The organism is Arcticibacter eurypsychrophilus (genome assembly GCF_001730525.1).
GTDB classification, from domain to species: Bacteria; Bacteroidota; Bacteroidia; order Sphingobacteriales; family Sphingobacteriaceae; genus Arcticibacter; species Arcticibacter eurypsychrophilus.
This window is the reverse complement of record NZ_MDFN01000001.1, coordinates 294,669-315,127: the sequence shown is the minus strand read 5'-3', so window position 1 is coordinate 315,127 and position 20,459 is coordinate 294,669. Positions and strand designations below refer to the sequence as shown.

The following is a 20,459-nucleotide window of genomic DNA, read 5'->3' as shown; positions in this document are numbered from 1 at the left end:
AAATGTTTAGTCTACAAAATAAGCACGCCGTGATTACTGGAGGCGGCAGTGGCATAGGTAAAGCAATCGCATTATTATTTGCGAAGCAAGGCTCATTTGTTCATATTATAGAACTCAACGAGCAAGCAGGTAAGTTGGCTGTAGAAGAAATAGAGCTAGCTGGCGGTCAGGCTAAATCATATTCCCTTAATGTATCAAATCAACAGGATGTAATTGAGACCTTCTCTGCTATCGGTCAAATCGATATCCTGGTAAATAACGCAGGGATCGCACATGTGGGGAATGTAGAAAAATGTACAGCGTCAGACTTTAACCGCGTCTTTGAGGTTAATGTACAAGGGGCCTATAACTGTATTTTTGCTGCTATCCCTCTAATGAAAAATAACAACGGAGGCTGCATGTTGCACATGGCATCTATTGCATCCGCTGTTGGTATAGCGGATCGGTTTGCTTATTCAATGAGTAAAGGTGCCATTCATGCGATGAGCATGTCTGTTGCGCGCGATTATTTAAATGACCATATCAGAAGTAATACGGTTTCTCCAGCACGGATTCATACTCCATTTGTAGATGGCTTTATCTCCAAAAACTACGCCGGGAAAGAGGAGGAAATGTTCGACAAACTTTCTAAGAGTCAACCCATCGGTAGAATGGGAAAACCGGAGGAGGTAGCTAGTCTGGCTTTATATCTATGTTCAGACGAAGCTGGATTTGTGACCGGTAATGATTACCCAATTGACGGTGGATTTATAAAATTAAACAACTAATAGCATGAAATTAATACGTTACGGAATAGCCGGACAAGAGAAAACCGGTGTAATTATAAATAGTACTTACTATGATACTTCTGCTTTTGGAGAAGATTATAATGAAGCATTTTTTGCCAACGATGGATTGAACCGCCTGCAGGCATTTATAAAGCAGAATGAACAAAACCTTCCTGTGTTTGCCGGTACAGAACGATTGGGAGCACCAGTAGCACGTCCTTCCAAGATTGTTTGTGTGGGTTTAAATTACGCCGATCATGCCAAAGAAACCGATGCTACACTGCCGGTTGAGCCTATTCTGTTTCTTAAAGCAAGTTCTTCATTTTCAGGCCCAAATGATGATATCCTGATCCCTAAAAACTCTACAAAGACAGATTGGGAAGTCGAACTTTCTGTTATTATAGGAAAGAAGGCGTCTTATGTAGACGAAGCCGATGCGGTAGATTATATAGCCGGCTATGCCCTCCATAATGATGTATCCGAACGCGCCTTCCAACTTGAACGTAATGGTACCTGGGATAAAGGAAAGGGTTGCGATACTTTTGCGCCTACAGGTCCTTTTATGGCCACTCCTGATGAAATAGAAGATGTCAACAACTTGCGTTTATGGCTTAAAGTAAACGGAGAAATAATGCAGGACGGCACAACGGCTAATCTCATCTTTAAAATCCCTTATCTTATATCTTACATCAGCCAGTTTATGACGCTGCTTCCAGGAGATATTATATCAACCGGAACTCCTGCTGGCGTAGGCCTTGGTTTTGATCCTCCTGTATATCTGAAGCCGGGTGACGTAGTTGAATTAGGAATAGATGGTTTAGGCGTTTCGCGTCAACAGGTAAAAAAAATCTAACCAATATAAATTTACTTTATGGATCTTAAACTGAAGGATAAGGTTGTTATTGTCACCGGAGGTGCAAGGGGTATAGGTAAAGGAATCTCAATAGCTCTTGCACGTGAAGGTGCGATTCCTGCAATCGTAAGTCGCACAGCATCTGAAAGTTTAAAAACAATCAGTGAAATCGAAGCATTTGGAGGCAAAGCCTTCCAGGTAGAAACCGATCTGAAAGATCCGGAAGCTTGTAAAAGAGCGGTGGATTCTATAATTGCTGCATATGGAAAAATAGATGGCCTTGTGAATAATGCAGGAGAAAACGATAGTGTAGGACTAGAAAATGGAGATTTTGATCGGTTCATCTCCTCATTGCATAAAAATTTGATCCATTATTATATGATGGCCCATTATACCCTTCCTCACCTTAAAAAGACGCAGGGATCTATCCTCAATATTAGTTCAAAAACTGCAGATACAGGTCAGGGAGGTACTTCAGGTTATGCAGCAGCTAACGGAGGAAGGAATGCTTTAACAAGGGAATGGGCCGTAGAGTTGCTTAAACATAATATTCGTGTCAATGCAATTGTCATTGCGGAATGCTGGACTCCTTTATATGAGCGTTGGATTCAAACCGTTGAAAATCCAGAAAAGATGTTAAAAACTATAGTGGCCAACATTCCTCTTGGAAAACGAATGACGACACAGGAAGAGATAGGTAACGCTGCCGTGGTTTTACTTTCTTGTGTTTCCAGTCACACGACCGGACAAATTACCTATGTAGATGGAGGATACGTACATCTGGATAGGGCCTTAATCAATTCTTAAATCCAAAAATATTAACTTTTACATACAAAAATCCCCGGTTTAAATCATAAACCGAGGATTTTTATGTCAAATAATCAGTATTATCCGTTTATTGCATCATCTATTTCACCCGAGCCTCTATTGTATTTTTCCTTTGCTTTACTTACTACTTCATCTTTGGCATCTTTAAGTTCATCAGCCTTAACAGACAAAGAGTCTTTTGCTGTCTGCACCTTATCTTTCACATTACTTGCTAAATCTTTCGCTTTATCTGAAATCAAACTACGTGTTTCAGACCCACTTTCTGGAGCAAACAAAATTCCAATGGCGGCACCTAATGCTACACCTGCTAAAAGAGCAGCTAATACTTTTGCAGTGTCTGTGTTATCGCTAAGACCACTGTGTAAATACTTTTTATAGTTCATGATAATTTAATTTTCTGTGTTTAAGTATCTAACACCTTTAAGCTCATTGTGTTTAAATTTTATGAATATTTATTACCTCTCTTGTTAAAATGCAGAAATATCTGATAAACTCATCGAAAATGATGAACTTTGTTTTACAAGATGAATAAGACCTTTAAACGGACATTTACTTTTCTTCTTATAGGAGCATTGACTACTTATGCCTTTGCTTCGCAAGCCGCTATCCAACAGGATAGAAAGGGTGGAAAAAACGGCAATAGAACGGAACAAACTCAGAGGAAAGATGATTCCAAAAAGCAAGTAAAGGAAGTCCCTAAATCCAGGAAGCAGGATAGACCCGAGCCTGTAAGAAAACACAAAAAGTAGTACTTTAAAACACAATACATTGAAAGTGTTATTAGTTGAGGATGAAAAGATCCTTGCATTTGAAGTAGAGCTATTTCTTAAAAAGTCCTTTTATATAATCGATCTCGCCCATACGGCTAAAAAAGCCCTTGAATTTCTTGATTCTAATGCCTATGATTTTGTACTGCTTGATCTTGGGCTTCCGGATATGGACGGACTGAAGCTTCTTTTGGAAGCAAAAAAGTATAACCCCGATGCGGCCTATATTATTTTAACAGCCCGAGGCAATACCGAAGATCGCATTAAAGGGCTTGATCTTGGTGCCGATGACTACCTTCCAAAACCCTTTTCCCTTCCAGAGCTTCATTCCCGAATGCAGGCAATTTCACGAAGAAAATATGGATTAATCAATTCTGAAGTAAGCATAGGAGAGTTTATGGTAGACCTCCAAAAAAGAACGATTACCCATGCAACAATGGCCATAGAGCTTTCTAAGAAAGAGTTTGATCTTTTAAGTTACCTGCTGTTGCATAAAAATCGTCCCCTTACCAGGATGCAATTGTGTGAACATATATGGGGTAATTTTATAGAAGATGAAAATGACTCGAATTACATCGATGCCCATGTCAAAAACCTGCGCAAGAAACTTGGGGCCTTTGCCAGTACGGAATGGCTGGAAACTATTCGCGGAGTAGGTTATAAAATAAAAAAACAGGCGTGAAATTACTCAACAAATTAACGTTATTTATCACCTTATCCAAATTGGGTATCGTACTGTTATTTATTATTATCCTTCCTTTCATCGTAGAAAATATCGCCTCAGATTTTACCGATTATAACTTAAAACAACAGAAAGCAGCAGTCATCAAGAATATTGAAACAAACGGTGTTGAATATTATCTTGACGGTGAACGCAGTTATGGTAGCTATACCATGCTTAAGCAAGAATATATCTCATTGGAACCAGTGCGACAGCTAAAAGTAGACACCATAGAAACCAGCAGGCGTCTTGTGGAAAGAGATACACTTGTTTACAGGGTACTCAGTTATACCTTTAAGGAAAAGGACAAGGCTTATTTATTGGAAGTAGGAAAAAAAGTAACCTCTATCAGCGAATACAACAAACCCTTACAGCGCATTGCTTTATACGTATTGATTAGCTTAATTGTCTTATCCGTACTCATTGACCTGCTGTATACCCGTTATCTGCTTAAGCCCTTGCAGCGAATCATCAAAACAAAACTCATCAGGCAGACATTTCCCTTCACACAAGGGGCCATTCCGGTAAAAACCAATACAACGGATTTTAAATATCTGGACAGCTCGCTGATCAGTCTGATGGATCAGGTAAGAGATGCATTTGAGAAAGAGCGTGAATTCACGGCAAATGCCTCGCATGAACTCATGACTCCTATTAGTATTCTGAATAGTAAGATTGAAAACCTGATGATGCAGGAGGAGATTGGTGAGCAGACCTATGAAAAACTGGCCGAACTGATGATCACAGTAAACCGGTTAAAAAGAATAGTGAACTCCCTGTTGCTAATATCCAGAATCGATAATGATCAGTATTCAAGGGATGAAACGGTAACCTTAAGCGTGTTGGTGAAACAGGTAATAGAAGAAATAGAAGATCGGTTTGAGGAGAAAGGGATTCAGTTAGCTATACAATTTGATGAAGATGTAGAATTTACCAACTGCAATAAAGATCTTCTGTTTCAGTTGATTTATAACCTGTTAAATAATTCTATTAAATACAATGTTCCGCAGGGATCTATCCATATATCGGATAGATACACCCCGGAGCATCAGTATCAGTTGATTATCAGAGATACTGGTATAGGTATCTCATCAACTGACCTCCCCCTGATATTTAACCGATTTAAAAAAGTGCATGTTCAGCGGTCCTCAGGGGGTTACGGTTTGGGGTTAGCAATCAGTAAAAGTATTGCCAACTACCACAATATTAATATTGAAGTTCAATCAGAAGTAAACAAGGGTACTACCTTTACCTTATATTTCCCAATTTATAAGGCATCCTGATTATTTGTGTTTTCCATGTCCATGTCCACGATCTCCACCTTTATCATGTCCACCACCTCTGTTGTCATTATGTCCTCTGTCATCGTTTCTATCTCTATCATAATCATAACGTCCGTGACGACGGCTTTCTCCCCGGTAATTTTTTGATCTTGAATATTTCTCCCTGTAATAATTATGTCTTAAATAAGGACGGTGTTCATTAACTTCTATATGTCTGACGTTATACACAGTATAATTCCGGTATCTACCAGGTAAATAAGAGCGGTGAATCCACCTTCCTCCATCCTCATAATAATAGGATCTTTCGGAAACATTGTAATAGGCATTCTGATCCGGCATATAATAATAAGCAGGTGTGCCTATGTTAACGTTAACTCTTACCTGCGCATTGGTTGTGCCTACAGATATAACTGTAACTAAGATGGCGAGTACTATAATGAACTTTTTCATGTTGCTTTCTTTTCATCAAAGTACCAGCTCAAACATGAAATTAAGATGAATTTTTAAAAATATTTTTTTAATATTAGAGTTTTCTTTAATTCACATAAATGGGCAGGAAAAACTTTATCGCCTCTTTAGCAACGGCCCTGAGGGCTCATATCAACCTATGATGTCTGGGCTACCCCCTCAGCGATAGAAATGAGAAGGAAATATAAAATACCCCCTTATTTAAAAGCAGGGGATACTATTGAGATTACCAGTCCGGCAGAATATATCAGTTCATAGTCCACTCTTCCATCTGTGCAGCTTATGGAAAGCTGGAGTTTCAAAGTTGTAATTGGTAAAAAGCCAATATTAACATTCAGGTTAAAGATTTTGAATGTTAATATTGGCTACAATAATCCCCCTATATCGGTTTCTTTTCCGGCTGTACATTTAAGCCCCTCTTTTTCAACAATGCCTTAATCCCCGGTTCAGCACCACGAAAGTTCTTGTACAGCACCATTGGATCCTCAGTTCCTCCTCTCTCCAGTACATTTTTTCTGAAACTTTGAGCTCTCTCCTGATTGAAAAGATCACCGGTTTCCTTGAATGCCTCAAAAGCATCGGTATCCAATACGCCCGACCAGACGTAACTGTAATATCCGGCAGAATATCCACCAGCAAATATATGATTGAAATAAGTGCTGCGGTAACGAGGAATGATCTCATCTATCAAACCCACCTTCTTCATAGACTGAAGTTCAAAAGAATCTACATTGTTGGTCAGCTCTTTTGTCTGCGTATGATAATCCAAATCCAGAAGGGAAGCCGCCAAGTATTCAGTCGTTGCAAAGCCCTGATCGAACGTACCTGCATTATGCAGTTTCTTGATCAGTTCATCAGGAATCACCTCATTTGTTTTATAATGCCGGGCAAACATTTTTAATACCTCAGGCTCAGCTGCCCAATTTTCCATAATCTGAGAAGGAAGCTCTACAAAGTCGCGCGATACAGCCGTACCCGCAAGACTTCGATAGGTTACATTGGAAAGTAAGCCATGTAAAGAATGCCCAAATTCGTGAAAAAAAGTAGTCACCTCATCAAAAGTAAGTAAGGCAGGTGCGTCCCCGGCAGGCTTTGAAAAATTGCATACTATAGAGATCACCGGACTTATCCGCTTTCCGTTCTCCATTTTCTGTGCGTTGTAAGACGTCATCCATGCCCCTCCGCGCTTGGATGCACGAGGAAAGAAATCCGTATATAAAATCCCGATAAAGGTTCCATCCGCTTCCGATACAGCATAAGCAGCTACTTCTTCATGATATTTAGGGATGTCTGTTAGTTCTTTGAATTGTAAGCCATATAACTTTGTGGCCACACCAAATACACCATCCCGAACTTTATCCAGACTGAAATAAGGCTTTAGCGTTTGTTCATCCAAATCAAAGCGCTCCTTGCGCAATTCTTCGGTATAATATTTCCAATCATAAGGTGCTAATTTGAATTTAGCTCCTGAGGCATCAATCATTTTCTGAAGATCAAAAGCTTCTTTCCCTGCCACATTCAATGCAGGTTGCCACAGCTGATTCAATAATTTATATGCATTTTCCGGAGTCTTAGCCATCGTTTCCTCCAACACATAACTCGCATGGTCTTTGTAACCCAGTAACTGTGCCTTTTCCCGACGGAGATTAACAATATTCCTGACTATTTCTTTATTATCATGCGCATTATTATTGTCCCCACGTAGCGTATATGCCTCCCAAATTTGCTTTCGCAATTCCCTGTTGTTCGCATATTGAAGAAAAGGCATCACACTTGGATTCTGTAAACTAAAAATCCAGGAACCTTCCTTACCCGACTGTTTAGCCCTTTCGCCAGCGGCAAGAATCAATTCTTCCGATAAACCTGAAAGATCTTCTTTATTATCAATCAGTAATTGATAGGCATTTGTTTCAGCTAACAGATTCTGTCCGAAGTTTAAACTTAATAAAGAAAGTTCCGCGTTGATCTTCCTAAGTATAGCCTTGTCTGCCTCCTTTAAATTCGCACCACTTCTAACGAAAGACTTATGCGTCTTTTCCAATAGTTTGGTCTGCTCTGCATTCAGCTTTAAGCTTTCATGCGTGTCCCATAACTGTTTTACCCGTAGGAAAAGCGGATGGTTCAGAATAATATTATCGTGATGAGCCGCTAACTCAGGTGCTACTTCCCTGGCAATTGCCTGAATCTCTTCATTGGTATTAGCCGAATTAAGATTATAAAATACCGATGATACACGGGTTAACAGCTGTCCCGAATTTTCCATTGCTAAAATGGTATTCGCAAAATTGGGTTTAGCTTTACTGTTTGCTATGGAATTAATTTCCGCCTCCTCTTGTTTAATCCCCTCCAGAATAGCGGGTTTGAAATGTTCGTTTTTAATCTTATCGAAAGGAGGAACATGATAAGGGGTAGTGTATGGTGTAAGAAATGGATTCATTGAAGTAGTTTGACTTTTAGCATTTGGCATATACGTTAAACTTAAAGCAAATGCAGTAGTAATAAGTATCTTTTTGTCAATCATCGGAAATAAAATGGTGACTTATCCGGGAATAAGACGGTGTAAATAGGGCTTAAAAATAATTAAGCTTTATTAATATAGCCCTCTTAGTATCAATAATGCTACGTTACGTTAAGCAAGGTCCCATTTACAAACATATAATTTAAATAAAGCGGAACATGTTTGCTATCTACCATCTTCCATTCATTTAATTCATCAATAAAAACTGGGGCCGTGTAGCCTGCTTTTAAAGATGCCTGGGCATAAAAATCCTGTCGGGAAGGGTGATCAGGAGTGACACCATGATAAACCAGACCGTATTCCTCTTTTTCAATTATCTGGCAAGTTATTCCAATGCAATCGTCCAGATGAATCAGGTTTACTGGAGCCTGTCCATTAGGAATGTCTGTCTTTCCTCCAAAAAAACGTCCAGGATCACGTCCCGGACCTACTAATCCCCCAAAGCGGAGCACCGTTGTAGTCAAGCCGGGAGTGGATTGCAAAAGCTTCTCTGCAGTAAGAATTGCTTTTCCTGATTCCGTTTCAGGTTGTGGAATTGAGGTTTCATCTACTCTGGTATTGGTGTCGCCAAATACGGAGGTTGAACTGATAAATATAATCTGCTTAACTGCCGAATTTTTAATCATACGCAGTGCAAGTTCAATTTTAGGAAGGTATTTACTTTCCTTTCCTGAACGCATTCGGGGTGGAATGGCGATAACTAAGACTTCAGAATCAAAGAATCCAGATACAGTGGCACCCTCCTCGTTGGCTAGATCAATTAAGTAAGCCTCTATCCCTTCGCCGGTAAGTGCTGTTAGTTTGTCAGGAGTGGTAGTAGATCCTTTTACCCGACATCCCAAATCAATCAATTGTTTGGCCAGGGGCAATCCAAACCATCCGCAACCCAGAATACTAATCCCAATTTTTTTGGCCATATATTAATAATTTCTCAAATTTATGAATATTAAGAGCAGATGAAGCAGAAGTTTAATTGAAGTATTTAATCGCCTTGTTTACAAAAAATGAACCTAAATAAGTACACTTATCGTGAGAATCGGTCAATAAGTTAAACTTTATATAAAATAAATTAATTCAAACCTGATTTATATAAGTCATTATAAGCCTGATTTTATCCTAATTGAATAGCTTTAAAATGAAGCGCTTAGTGCGAATATTCAAATTGAAATTTACATTAGAACAAGGATTGGAAGGTTCTGTTTACTTCCTTTGGCATACAAATTGAGATTAAGTGTCTATAAATAATATTTATTAACACATTAATATGAAAACGTCATTTAAACTATTCACAGCAGCATTCGCAATAGCTGCATTAGTATTTTCAACAGAAACAAAAGCTCAGGATTCACAAGCATGGCGCCTTGGAGTAGGTATAAATCCCGGTGTGTCAATCGATAATCCTTACGGATTTGTATTAGGAGGTGATCTTAAATTGCAGAAAGATTTTGTAGGACCTGTGTCTTTAACATTAAGTACTGGTTACACCAATTTCTTTGTAAAGGATGACTTCAAACCTATAGCAGATGATCTGGGAATTATTCCGTTGAAGGCTGGAGTTAAAGTATTTGTTACTCCTAACTTTTATGTAGGTGGGGAACTAGGTGCTGGTTTCGGAACCAATGATGGAGCTGAAACCTCATTTGTATGGGCACCAGCTATTGGTTGGGGCTTTGGTAACGGATTAGATCTTGGAATACGTTATGAAGAATTTACCAAGTATGACGCAAGTCAGGTAGCTTTACGTATTGCATACGGATTCAATCTAAGCAAATAATTAATTGATGACACACACAAAAGCCGTTGAGGAAATTTCCTTCAACGGCTTTTTTACGCGTTATTTTGATTATCACACAAATATTTATCCCGCTTGACTCGAATTTTAATATTTTAATTATTAAATTTACAGTAAATAGGTTATTCTCACACACTACTATGATAAGAAAATAATATATTTGTGGCGTTTACAACCTTATAAAGTTTAATGTTAACTGATTATCAATTAATTCTTGTTTTAAAGAAAAAATTCTTTTAGGCAATAAAAGATTGCTTATTACCTTTTGGAAAAATATAATTTTTGTTACGGCATATTTATTGATGCAATCATCATTGTTAGATAAAATAATTAATAGGCTAGACCCAATCATAGAATACATACATAAGTAATGATTAAGTTATTTGCAGGCGGATTTCCCCGCGATTTAGAAGAATTAGAGCTAAAAGATATTTTCGAACAATATGGTACAGTTGAATCTGTAAATATTGTACGAGATAAGCATACTGGTATAAGCAGAAGATTTGGCTTTGTGGATATGCCTAACGAAGAGGAGGCGGTACTGGCATTGCAGAATCTTCATGAAGCGAGCATTGATCAGGATGTAATTAGCGTTACGTATGCGGATGACCGCAAAAAAGAAAAACCTGAACCTGCCCCCCGCACTTTTGGAAGAAAGGTGGAAGTGAAGTTTAAACCAAAAATATATCAAAAGGTAAGCAGACCAGGTGAACGTGTAGGTGGAAAGCGTCCTAGAAAACGAATTTAATTCCAGATTATAAAATATATTATAAAGAGGTTGTCTTTTAAAGGCCGACCTCTTTTTGTTTAGTGCTGGTTTTATTGGCCCCCTCTGATCCAAGGACTATCGCATAATTTGACCTTGTTAATCTACTTTTGATCATCAATGTGTTATCCGCTTTCTATGAGGAGACAAAGTCTTTTCATTAAATGAAATCTCTTTTCTTTTTTGAAACGAATCCTATTTCTTTTGAAATGGAATTCTTCCTTTCGGGATGATGTCTATTACCACTTCCTTTACTGTAGCCTTTTTGCTCCTTTCACTAATCAGTTTGCTGGTTTTGCTTTCCAGCCCTAACTTCAGGAGATTACCTTTATATTCCATTAACCTGATCTTTTCTTCCCTGCCAGGATAGTTGAATGGTTGTGTGTCAACCTTTTTTAAAGGGTGTTCAGAAGGCTTTACAGATTGAAATGAACCGATGATCGCACATGGACTAAATTCTTTACTGTTCAATAAGATACTTTCATTCGTTTGGCTGACAGTTGAGTACAACATTAGGGACATGCTTACCAATGCCAGACAATCTTCAGGAACCTTTTCTGTAAAAGTGACCACTTGTCCCTGAAAGCTTTGATACCCCTCCAGATCCAGATCCTGAAAACCCAGGTTTTCATAATACTCTTCCCTGAAGTTAAAAGCAACTAACATCAGCCTTATGCGGTGTTTTATGTAGGCTCCGCTTGCGTTTTTGGGCCTTTTGATCTGTGTTTTGGTGTTCAAGGATCCAAGGGTAACATTTACCAAACCAGCTACACTTTTAGATACAGAGTGGCTTATCTGCAGCACATCATGCAATTTACTGTTGGCATTAAAGTCCATTCCTTCAAGTTGAGAAAGGTTTCCGTCATGCAAATCTCTTTTCCCTTTCTCTACGCTTATATTATTCAATATCGACCGATACACCAGTTGCGTGCTTCTATAAGCTGCCGTCCCATCCTTAAAGAAATAAGCCGGTTCAAATGCCGTCCGGATCACTGCCGCGGCTGAACTCGAAAGTCCGAACTCAGTAGCACTCCTGATCGTTTTTTCGGTTTGCTTAAATGTCTTTGCTTTGCCTTGGATGATATTCTTTCCTCTGTAAGCACGGTAGATCACCGAACCTGCGGTTCCGTGTACCATTCCCTTATTATCTATTGTCGCCATACTGTTATCTTATTTGCATAAAGTAATCACTAAAGATTTTCAAGAACGAAAAAATTGCTAAAATTTCTTAAATCTTCTCGGAAACGGTATGAATTTTCTATACAGTGCATCGTGCTTAAATTTTAAACTTTCCAAAACAAAACATTTATGATCATTTACTCTTCTTTGAATATCTTTCTAATATGCTTTGACTAAGGTTCGAAATTGGAATATGGCAGGTTAACAGATAAAATGCTTGTAATTCAAAGCAAAATTTAACTAACAAAATTCCGCTGTAAGTCCGACTTAAACTAACCGTGATTGGACTCATATCTGATTCTTATTGCAATCTTATTAGAAGGATTAAAATAGAAATACTATTCTGACTAATACGCAGGTCTAATTTCCGGCTTGGTACAGGGGGGGAAGGCAAGAACAATTTAGGATTTATAAATGTAAAAATGACGCTTATGCGGTTGCATTTATGTGCTAAACTAACCAAATTGTATACATTAACTAGCTCACAATTAGGGGTGTTTTAATTTAAAATATTGATATTGAGTTATTTATGTGAATAAATGCATTTTTAATAAATAAAATGTAATATGTACACTTTAAGAAAAAAAATACTATATTAGTATTCACAAACCAATAATAAAATAGTATAAATAAAATCTTTGAAACGGACAAAGGATGCTTTGCTTAACTATTAGATAACTCTAACCAGAAATACCATTTAGATTTTATTAAAATGTATATAGTGTGATTTTATAAACCAATATATTCAATAACTAACTAAAAAAAATAATGAAAATGAAAACTTAAATCCCAAAAAATATTCAATAGACACTAAGATCTAACTAACGATTTTAATTATCAGAATATCAATTTTTAAACTAATCAAAAGGACCTATGCAAAGAAAATTACTAGAGGTATGTCAAAAAATTGGCATCCGTGTTCAGGGTGGAGACTGGTACCCTAAACTACAATTTAAATTTAACTTATTTATACTGACCCTGTTGATCTCGTCCAGTGTCTTTTCACAAACACGGGTTACTGGGACGGTAACGGATGAAAAAAGCCAACCTTTAATAGGAGTTACTGTGACAGTAAGGGGAGTAAAAGGTGGCGCTCAGACCGATGTCAACGGAAAGTATGCAATTGAGGCTCCTACTGCAGCATCTGTAGTGGAGTTCAGGTACATCGGATATACCAATCAGTCAATTACAGCGGGTACGCAGAACGTAATTAATGTGCGAATGATTACCGCTGCAGGCGAGGCATTGGAAGAAGTTGTAGTTGTGGCTTATGGTACACAAAAGAAAGCTACTATTTCTGGTGCGATCAGCAATATTCAGGCTGCTGATATTGTGCGCTCTCCTTCTGTGGCGGCAACTAGTGCCTTGGTGGGGAAAATACCGGGTGTGACGGCTCGTACAACAGATGCTCGTCCGGGTAATGGTGCCAGTTTACAGATCAGGAATTTGGGTAACCCCCTATATGTAATTGATGGAGTAGCTTATAGTACCAGTAACGAAACAGATGCTTTTGGTTACAATACGGGTATTTCCGGTGTTAATGCTTTTAATCAATTAGGTTTGGATGATATCGAAAGTATCACGGTATTAAAGGATGCTTCTGCTTCTATATATGGATTGGCAGCTGGAAATGGTGTGGTATTGGTGACCACTAAAAAAGGTAAAAGAGGATCAGGAAAACCTTCCTTAGGTATTACTGGTTATTATGGTTTGCAAAACTTTACCCGTTTTCCTAAACCAGGTAATGCTGGTCAATATGTACGTGGCCGACTGGAATCGGAACAAAACCTGGGACGTAATCCCGCATTGTTATATTCTCCCGAAGAATTAGCCAAATGGGAAGCAGGAACAGAGCCTGGTTATCAAAGTAATGACTATTATGATTTTGTAGTTAGGCCTAATGTTCCTCAGTATAATGTGAGTGCAAATGTATCAGGTGGAACGGAGAATTCCACCTATTATTTATCCTTAGGTCATGTCAACCAGGAAGCTACCATAAAGGACTTTAATTTTAACAGGACTAATTTACAGGCTAATATTTCCAGTACTGTATTAAAAGGTTTAACAGTAGGTGCACAGATCAGTGGAAGAGTTGAAAAACGCCATAATGTTGGGGTACCGGGACTAGACGATTTCTTCAATCCACTGTTGAGTGTTGGAAGTATGTGGCCTACAGAAACAGCATACGCCAACAATAACCCTTTATATATTAACCAAACCCATAATGTCAATGTAAATCCAGCAACTTACTCTAATGATATCACTGGTTACATTGATAACATTACCCGTGGGGGGAGTGCCAAGTTCAATGCACAATATGAATTTGGATTTGGTCTATCTGCAAAGGGATTGTATTCATACGATTATAGTAATGAAGATTTTGATGGTTTTGAATATACATATAAAGCGTATATCTATGATGCTGCCACGGATAAATATAATGACAGGGCAGACAATGGTGCATTATTCGGTAATCAAAATCCATGGAGAGAGCGTCATAAAAGAAATGTGATTTCTAAGTTTGCACAGTTTCAGTTGAACTATGCTAAACAAATTAAAGATCACTCTATAGCAGCGTTGGTGGCCTTTGAACGGAAGGATGCAACAAATGATTACATCGCCTTACACTCTGTGCCTCCAAATAATCTTATTCCTACGCAATTTTTTGCTGACGTGGATTATCTTGGTGACTCACATTATGAAGAAGCTTTTGAAGGATACGCCATGCGGTTAAACTACGACTATAAAAAGAAGTACTTAGTCGAAGCGGTTGCCAGGTATGATGGATCCTTTCTATATCGGTCAGGTAGCCGGTTTGGATTTTTTCCTGGTGTGTCTGTTGGATGGCGTCTTTCAGAAGAAGGGTTTTTCAAAAAGATTTTCTCATCCAGTATAAACGAGTTTAAGCTTAGAGCTTCTTATGGTGAAACAGGAACATCATTGCAGGGTACAAATGGAAATTATTATGATCCAGCCCCATTCGCCTATTTAGCTGGATATAATATAAACAACGGCAGTGCTATTTTTGATGGTGTATTTAATAATGGTGTAAGACCCAGGGGAATACCGACAACTAATTTGTCGTGGTTAACCAATTCTATGTCGAATATTGGTATTGATTTTACAGTATTTAAAAACTTTACTGGTCAAATAGATGCTTTTAGACGTAAGCGTTCTGGAATCCCTGCGGCTCGTTACGACGTTGTGTTGCCTAGTGAAGTCGGGTATATTCTAGGTCTTGAAAATCTCAACTCTGATATAACCCAAGGAATGGACGGTTTTATTACATATAGTAACAAAATTGGTCAAATTGATTTTTCAATTGGAGGGAATGCGACAATTGGAAGAACTAAGGATGATTATATATACAAACCTCGTTTTGGCAACTCATATGATGAGTATAGAGGAGATCGGACTGAACGTTGGCAAAATGTGAATTGGGGACATCATATTGTTGGACGTTTTCAATCTGAACAGGAGATTAATGATTATCCGGTTAATGTTGATGGACAGGGAAATAGATCCTTGTTGCCTGGTGATCTAATTTATGAAGATTTGAATGGTGATGGTATTATCAATGGGTTAGATATAAAACCTATTGGATATGCAGAAGGTACCCTTCCATATTTCAACTATGGTATCAATGGACGCGTAACTTGGAAGGGTTTATCTCTTGCTTTTGATTTTATGGGGGCAGGGATGCAAACCTATTTCAGAGACTGGGAACTTAAATATCCATTTCAAAATAATGGAAACTCTCCTGCTTATATGTTGACTGATCGTTGGCATAGAGCGGATCCATTTGATCCTACGAGTGAATGGATTCCTGGAACATATCCTGCACTAAGAAAAGATAATGGTGGATTGTCCGTATTTACCAGTCCGTTGAGTGGAAATAATCACAATGATTTTTGGACTACCAATATTCGTTATCTAAGATTAAAAAATCTAGAATTAGGCTATAGCTTTCCTAAGGCATTGTTGGGAAAGGTTAATATTTCCGCTTTGAGGATGTATGTAAACGGATCAAACCTGTTTTCTTTTGATAATGTAAAAGATTTTGAGATTGATCCGGAAATTTCAGCAACCAATGGTTTGATTTATCCGCAACAAAAGATTTACACACTAGGGTTCAATTTAACACTATAGGACGAAAATATTATGAAAATTATATCAAAATATTTCATGTTTATCTTAGCATTTATGCTAAGTATGGGCTCATGTAAAAAAGATTATCTCGAGAGAGAGCCGACATTTATCGTTGATAATGAGCAATTATGGCAAGACCAGAAATTAATAAATGGACTTTTAGCTAGTTTTTATGATCGTATCCCGACAGATATGGGATTAAATGATCAGGGAGGGTCACAATGGCGAAACATGGCTAACTATGATGATGCAATGTGGTCAGGTGGTTCCAATGAAGAATGGCGGAATAACATTGTCAATTATGGAAGAGGTAGCTGGGGTATGTACGACTATTTCTATATTCGTGATTTAAACTTATCCATAGAAAATGTGGACACCTTCGGAAGTAAAACACTTACAGATGCTGAAAGAGCACAATTAAAAGCGGAGTTCAGATTTATAAGAGCCTATATTTATTTTGAAATGGTAAAACGGATGGGGGGTGTTCCTCTGGTTGTTAATCAACTACTTTACGATTTCAAAGGAGATCCGACCTATTTAAGACAACCACGTGCTAAAGAGGCGGAAGTTTACGATTTTATAGCTTCTGAACTTGATGCAATAAAGAATGATATTGGAAATAATGTCAGTAAATCAAGAGCAAATAAGTATACCTGTATGGCGTTGAAAAGCAGGGCGATGCTTTATGCTGGTTCTATTGCAAAATATAATGCTTTATTGACTCCCAATGTAGTTACACCTGGTGGAGAAGTTGGAATACCTGCTTTAAGAGCAAATGAGTATTTTCAAAAGTCGTTAGATGCTGCCAGGGAAGTAATGGCTGGACCTTATTCCTTGTATAAAAGTAATCCGATTTTAGGTGAGAATTTCTATGAGGCTGTTGTGAAAAAAACCAACAACACAGAAGTAATCTTTGCCAGAGACTTTTTGACATCAAAATCAAAGAAGCATTTTTTCTCTTATGAAAACATTGCGCGTGGTATTCGTGAAGATAATTTAAGTTCATCAAGCATTGTTCCTTCTTTGAATCTAGTTGAAAACTATGACTATTTGGATGGATCCAATGGAGCACTTAAAACCAGGAATGTAGCCAATACAGATTATATTTATTATGATAAGACGACGGATATATTTGCCAATAAAGATGCCCGTTTATATGGAACAGTAATTTATCCGGGTGCTCCTTTTAAAGGTTTGACCGTAGATATGCAGGCAGGCGTTATGGTATGGAACGCCACTACAAATTCGTATCAGACTGTTGAAAGTCCTGATTTAGGCGGAAATTATACCGATGGTAAATTATTGGTTGCTGCATCTGGTCCTAACCGATCTATACAAGAAGTGTCGAATACTGGTTTTTACCTTCGTAAATACGTTGATGCAAATGATGGAACCTCAACCAGAGGTATTCAAAGTGATGTATGGTGGATTTGGTTTCGTTTAGGTGAAATCTATTTGAATGCTGCTGAAGCTGCTTTTGAACTTGGACAAACAAATACGGCTTTGCCTTTAGTTAACTCACTTCGCGAACGTGCAGGTTTTCCTGCAAACAGCTTAAATGCTAGTACACTCACTATTGACAAAATCAGGAATGAAAGAAGGAACGAGCTGGCATTTGAAGATCATCGTCTTTGGGATTTAAAACGCTGGAGACAAGCTGATAAGGTTTGGAATGGTAATGTTAATAATCCGGATACCCGGGTGTATGCCCTGTATCCTTATCGGGTTATCCGGCCGGGAGATTCAACTCGTGATGGGAAATACGTTTTTGTAAAAATCGTAGCTCCTAAGTTTGGCGCACCACGTTTCTTTCAAATATTTAATTATTATGCGGGTTTCGGTCAGGACATTATTAATAATAATCCTTTAATTGTACAAAATCCTTTTAACTAGTCAGATCATGAAAATAAATCCATATAAATATATACTACTGTTTATTATAGCAGTAGGGGGTGTTGGGTGTGAAAAAGATAATTATGCTTCTCCTGAATCTCTACTTACAGGTAAAGTGATTTACGAAGGGCAAGCTATAGGTGTCAGATCAAATGGAGTACAGCTGGAACTATGGCAACGTGGTTATGCATTCTTTACAAAAATACCGGTTTTTGTCAATCAGGATGGTTCTTTTTCAGCTCTTTTATTTGATGGTAATTATAAATTAACCAGACAAAACGGTGTTGGTCCCTGGGTGAACAATACAGATTCCATTGATGTAAAAGTGAGTGGTAATACGATGATTGACGTTCCTGTCACCCCATATACTTTTGTTAAAACGGCTACCTATCAAAGAAACGGAACCACGATGACAGCCACAGCTAATTTGCAGACTGTAAGTGCAGCCAATCCTTTAGAATCAGTTCGGCTGTATGTGTATAGAAATGCGCTTATTGATGATCTGAATCAGGATGGTATCACCGTAATTAATGCATCTGAAATAACTAACGTGAATCAGCCACTTGCTATTAGTGTGACCATTCCTGCATCTTTAGCGAATGCCGATGCGGTATATGTAAGGATAGGAGTGAAAACAGCTGGGGTTGCAGAACTTGCATATTCTCTTGCTGAGAAAATTCAGTTGAAATAAATACTTTTATTGATTTTGCAGTTTATTCAAAGAGCCCCGAAAGGGGCTTTTTGAATAAACGTTTTTAATGAATTAAATTTGTAATAAATAATTATTTTACCATAACTGTTTATATGACAATTATGATTAACTTTAAATTCCAGAATTAAACTAATTATTGAAATAGGCTAATCTTAATACGCTGATCAAAACTGATATGCTTTTAGATGACCTTTAAACAAACCTCTATAATGAAAAAAACCTCCCTAGTTTTTCTATTTGTGTATTTATGCACTAATTTTAATTTAAGTGCACAAACCGCAGTGTCTATCAACCTGAATGCAGCTAATGCTAAAACGGTGATCAGTAAAGATATTTACGGTCAGTTTTCTGAACATTTAGGTCGTTGTATCTATGACGGCTTTTGGGTTGATCCTGCAATGAATGTTCCTAAAAAGGATCGGATCAGACTTGATATTGTAGATGCTTTAAAAAAGATTAATATTCCAAATTTGAGATGGCCGGGAGGTTGTTTTGCAGATGAATATCATTGGAGGGATGGCATTGGTCCCCGTGAACAGCGTCCTAAAATGGTGAACACCAATTGGGGTGGTGTAGTGGAAGATAATAGCTTTGGTACGCATGAATTTTTAGAACTGTGTAGTTTGCTTGGTGCGGAACCTTATATCGCAGGTAATGTGGGAAGTGGAACAGTGGAAGAAATGGCGAAATGGGTAGAATACCTGAATTTTGATGGTGTAAGTCCTATGGCTAATTTAAGGAAACAGAATGGCAGGGAAAAACCCTGGAAGGTTAGCTTTTGGGGCGTTGGTAATGAGAGCTGGGGCTGTGGTGGTAACATGACACCTGAGTATTACGCTGATTTATATAAACGTTATGCTACCTATGCTCGTAATTATCCTGGATCTCCTTTAAAGAAGATTGCCAGCGGTGCAAATTCATGGGATCTGAACTGGACTGAAGTGTTAATGAAAAATATTCCTGCACGTGATATGTGGGGCATTTCCTTGCATTACTATACTTTGCCAACAGGAAACTGGGGAAAGAAGGGTTCTGCTACTGTGTTTGCTGAACAGGAATATTTCAACACGATGAAAAATGGTCTTGCCATGGATAGTTTGGTGAAGAAGCATTCTGCGATTATGGATAAATATGATCCGGGTAAAAAAGTGGGCTTGCTGGTAGATGAGTGGGGTGTGTGGACTGATGTTGAACCTGGCACTAATCCTGGATTTCTTTATCAACAGAATTCAATGCGTGATGCGCTGATTGCTGGCTCTACTTTAAATATATTTAATAATCATAGTGACCGGGTCAGATTGGCCAGTTTAGCTCAAACGGTAAATGTGTTACAGGCCTTGATCCTTACCGAAAAGGAAAAGATTTTGCTTACACCAACGTATCATGTGTTTGATTTATATAAGGTGCATATGGGGGCTAAACTTATTCCTTTGGATTTTATCAGTCCTGATTATGTTTTAGGGGACCAGAAAATTCCAGCAGTGAATGCTTCTGCGTCTGTGGATTCAAATGGGGTTGTTCATATCACGTTGGTCAATCTTGATCCTAAGAAGAAGATCAGTATCAATACAGCTTTAAATGGTTTGAAATGGTCAGGCGTTACAGGCCGGATTGTTACCTCTCCTAAGTTTAATGACTTTAACTCCTTTGCAAATCCGAATAAGATTGTTGCCGCTAGTTTTAAAGGCGCTAAAAAGACTGGGAATCAATTGAAGGTTGAGTTGCCTGCTTTGTCAGTAGTAGAGCTGGAATTGAAATAGGTT

Annotated in this window: 17 protein-coding genes; 12 read left to right on the top strand and 5 right to left on the bottom strand. The window is 38.1% G+C overall.

Translation table 11 applies throughout. The features are described 5' to 3' along the window. Nucleotides 1-2: 2 nt before the first annotated feature. The 3 genes from BFL47_RS01320 to BFL47_RS01310 are packed head-to-tail and all read left to right on the top strand — an operon-like array spanning nucleotide 3 to nucleotide 2,427. A complete protein-coding gene (locus BFL47_RS01320) occupies nucleotides 3-767 on the top strand; it encodes an SDR family NAD(P)-dependent oxidoreductase (protein WP_069657977.1) in 765 nt (254 codons plus the stop codon). Between the two features lie 4 nt (nucleotides 768-771). Further along, on the top strand, nucleotides 772-1,620 hold the full coding sequence (locus BFL47_RS01315) for a fumarylacetoacetate hydrolase family protein (RefSeq protein WP_069657976.1): 849 nt from the start codon (nucleotides 772-774) through the stop codon (nucleotides 1,618-1,620). An 18-nt stretch (nucleotides 1,621-1,638) separates the two neighbouring features. Further along, nucleotides 1,639-2,427: an SDR family oxidoreductase gene (locus tag BFL47_RS01310; RefSeq protein WP_069657975.1), complete on the top strand. Its 789-nt coding sequence runs from the start codon at nucleotides 1,639-1,641 to the stop codon at nucleotides 2,425-2,427. A gap of 80 nt (nucleotides 2,428-2,507) precedes the next feature. On the opposite strand, the gene BFL47_RS01305 is transcribed toward BFL47_RS01310, so the two are convergent. Beyond that, the gene (locus BFL47_RS01305) at nucleotides 2,508-2,831 is read right to left on the bottom strand and encodes a YtxH domain-containing protein (RefSeq protein ID WP_069657974.1); all 324 of its coding nucleotides are present in this window, start codon (nucleotides 2,829-2,831) and stop codon (nucleotides 2,508-2,510) included. A gap of 141 nt (nucleotides 2,832-2,972) precedes the next feature. Here BFL47_RS01305 and BFL47_RS01300 point away from each other — a divergent pair, with 141 nt between their 5' ends. Genes BFL47_RS01300 through BFL47_RS01290 form a run of 3 tightly spaced genes read left to right on the top strand, consistent with a single transcriptional unit; the run spans nucleotide 2,973 to nucleotide 5,219 of the window. Continuing rightward, nucleotides 2,973-3,197, top strand: coding sequence for a hypothetical protein (locus BFL47_RS01300; protein ID WP_069657973.1), 225 nt, complete (start codon nucleotides 2,973-2,975; stop codon nucleotides 3,195-3,197). A 19-nt stretch (nucleotides 3,198-3,216) separates the two neighbouring features. After that, on the top strand, nucleotides 3,217-3,897 hold the full coding sequence (locus tag BFL47_RS01295) for a response regulator transcription factor (RefSeq protein ID WP_069657972.1): 681 nt from the start codon (nucleotides 3,217-3,219) through the stop codon (nucleotides 3,895-3,897). Next, nucleotides 3,894-5,219, top strand: a complete 1,326-nt coding sequence (locus tag BFL47_RS01290) for a sensor histidine kinase (RefSeq protein WP_069657971.1) — start codon at nucleotides 3,894-3,896, stop codon at nucleotides 5,217-5,219. The genes BFL47_RS01295 and BFL47_RS01290 overlap by 4 nt, the downstream gene beginning before the upstream one ends. Here BFL47_RS01290 and BFL47_RS01285 read toward each other — a convergent pair whose 3' ends face one another. The 3 genes from BFL47_RS01285 to BFL47_RS01275 form a co-directional block, all read right to left on the bottom strand. Then, complete coding sequence (locus BFL47_RS01285) at nucleotides 5,220-5,669, bottom strand: hypothetical protein (protein WP_069657970.1); 450 nt, start codon at nucleotides 5,667-5,669, stop codon at nucleotides 5,220-5,222. Between the two features lie 397 nt (nucleotides 5,670-6,066). Next, nucleotides 6,067-8,208 carry a M3 family metallopeptidase gene (locus BFL47_RS01280; RefSeq protein ID WP_245681265.1) on the bottom strand — a complete coding sequence of 714 codons (2,142 nt, stop codon included), beginning with the start codon at nucleotides 8,206-8,208 and terminating at the stop codon, nucleotides 6,067-6,069. Between the two features lie 98 nt (nucleotides 8,209-8,306). Next, a complete protein-coding gene (locus tag BFL47_RS01275) occupies nucleotides 8,307-9,122 on the bottom strand; it encodes an SDR family oxidoreductase (RefSeq protein WP_069657969.1) in 816 nt (271 codons plus the stop codon). Nucleotides 9,123-9,469: 347 nt separating this feature from the next. Here BFL47_RS01275 and BFL47_RS01270 point away from each other — a divergent pair, with 347 nt between their 5' ends. After that, complete coding sequence (locus BFL47_RS01270; protein ID WP_069657968.1) at nucleotides 9,470-9,979, top strand: hypothetical protein; 510 nt, start codon at nucleotides 9,470-9,472, stop codon at nucleotides 9,977-9,979. Nucleotides 9,980-10,367: 388 nt separating this feature from the next. Further along, entirely contained in the window at nucleotides 10,368-10,745 is a 378-nt protein-coding gene (locus tag BFL47_RS01260; RefSeq protein WP_069657966.1) for an RNA recognition motif domain-containing protein, read from the top strand. Nucleotides 10,746-10,958: 213 nt separating this feature from the next. On the opposite strand, the gene BFL47_RS01255 is transcribed toward BFL47_RS01260, so the two are convergent. Then, on the bottom strand, nucleotides 10,959-11,924 hold the full coding sequence (locus BFL47_RS01255) for a hypothetical protein (RefSeq protein WP_069657965.1): 966 nt from the start codon (nucleotides 11,922-11,924) through the stop codon (nucleotides 10,959-10,961). A gap of 891 nt (nucleotides 11,925-12,815) precedes the next feature. On the opposite strand from BFL47_RS01255, the gene BFL47_RS01250 reads away from it, so the two are divergent. From BFL47_RS01250 to BFL47_RS01235, 4 genes are all read left to right on the top strand, one after another. Next, the gene (locus BFL47_RS01250; RefSeq protein ID WP_083256926.1) at nucleotides 12,816-16,091 is read left to right on the top strand and encodes a SusC/RagA family TonB-linked outer membrane protein; all 3,276 of its coding nucleotides are present in this window, start codon (nucleotides 12,816-12,818) and stop codon (nucleotides 16,089-16,091) included. Nucleotides 16,092-16,103: 12 nt separating this feature from the next. After that, on the top strand, nucleotides 16,104-17,984 hold the full coding sequence (locus tag BFL47_RS01245; protein ID WP_069657964.1) for a RagB/SusD family nutrient uptake outer membrane protein: 1,881 nt from the start codon (nucleotides 16,104-16,106) through the stop codon (nucleotides 17,982-17,984). A gap of 7 nt (nucleotides 17,985-17,991) precedes the next feature. After that, nucleotides 17,992-18,675, top strand: coding sequence for a DUF3823 domain-containing protein (locus tag BFL47_RS01240; RefSeq protein WP_069657963.1), 684 nt, complete (start codon nucleotides 17,992-17,994; stop codon nucleotides 18,673-18,675). Nucleotides 18,676-18,905: 230 nt separating this feature from the next. After that, nucleotides 18,906-20,456, top strand: a complete 1,551-nt coding sequence (locus tag BFL47_RS01235) for an alpha-N-arabinofuranosidase (RefSeq protein WP_069657962.1) — start codon at nucleotides 18,906-18,908, stop codon at nucleotides 20,454-20,456. The last annotated feature ends 3 nt before the right edge of the window (nucleotides 20,457-20,459 follow it).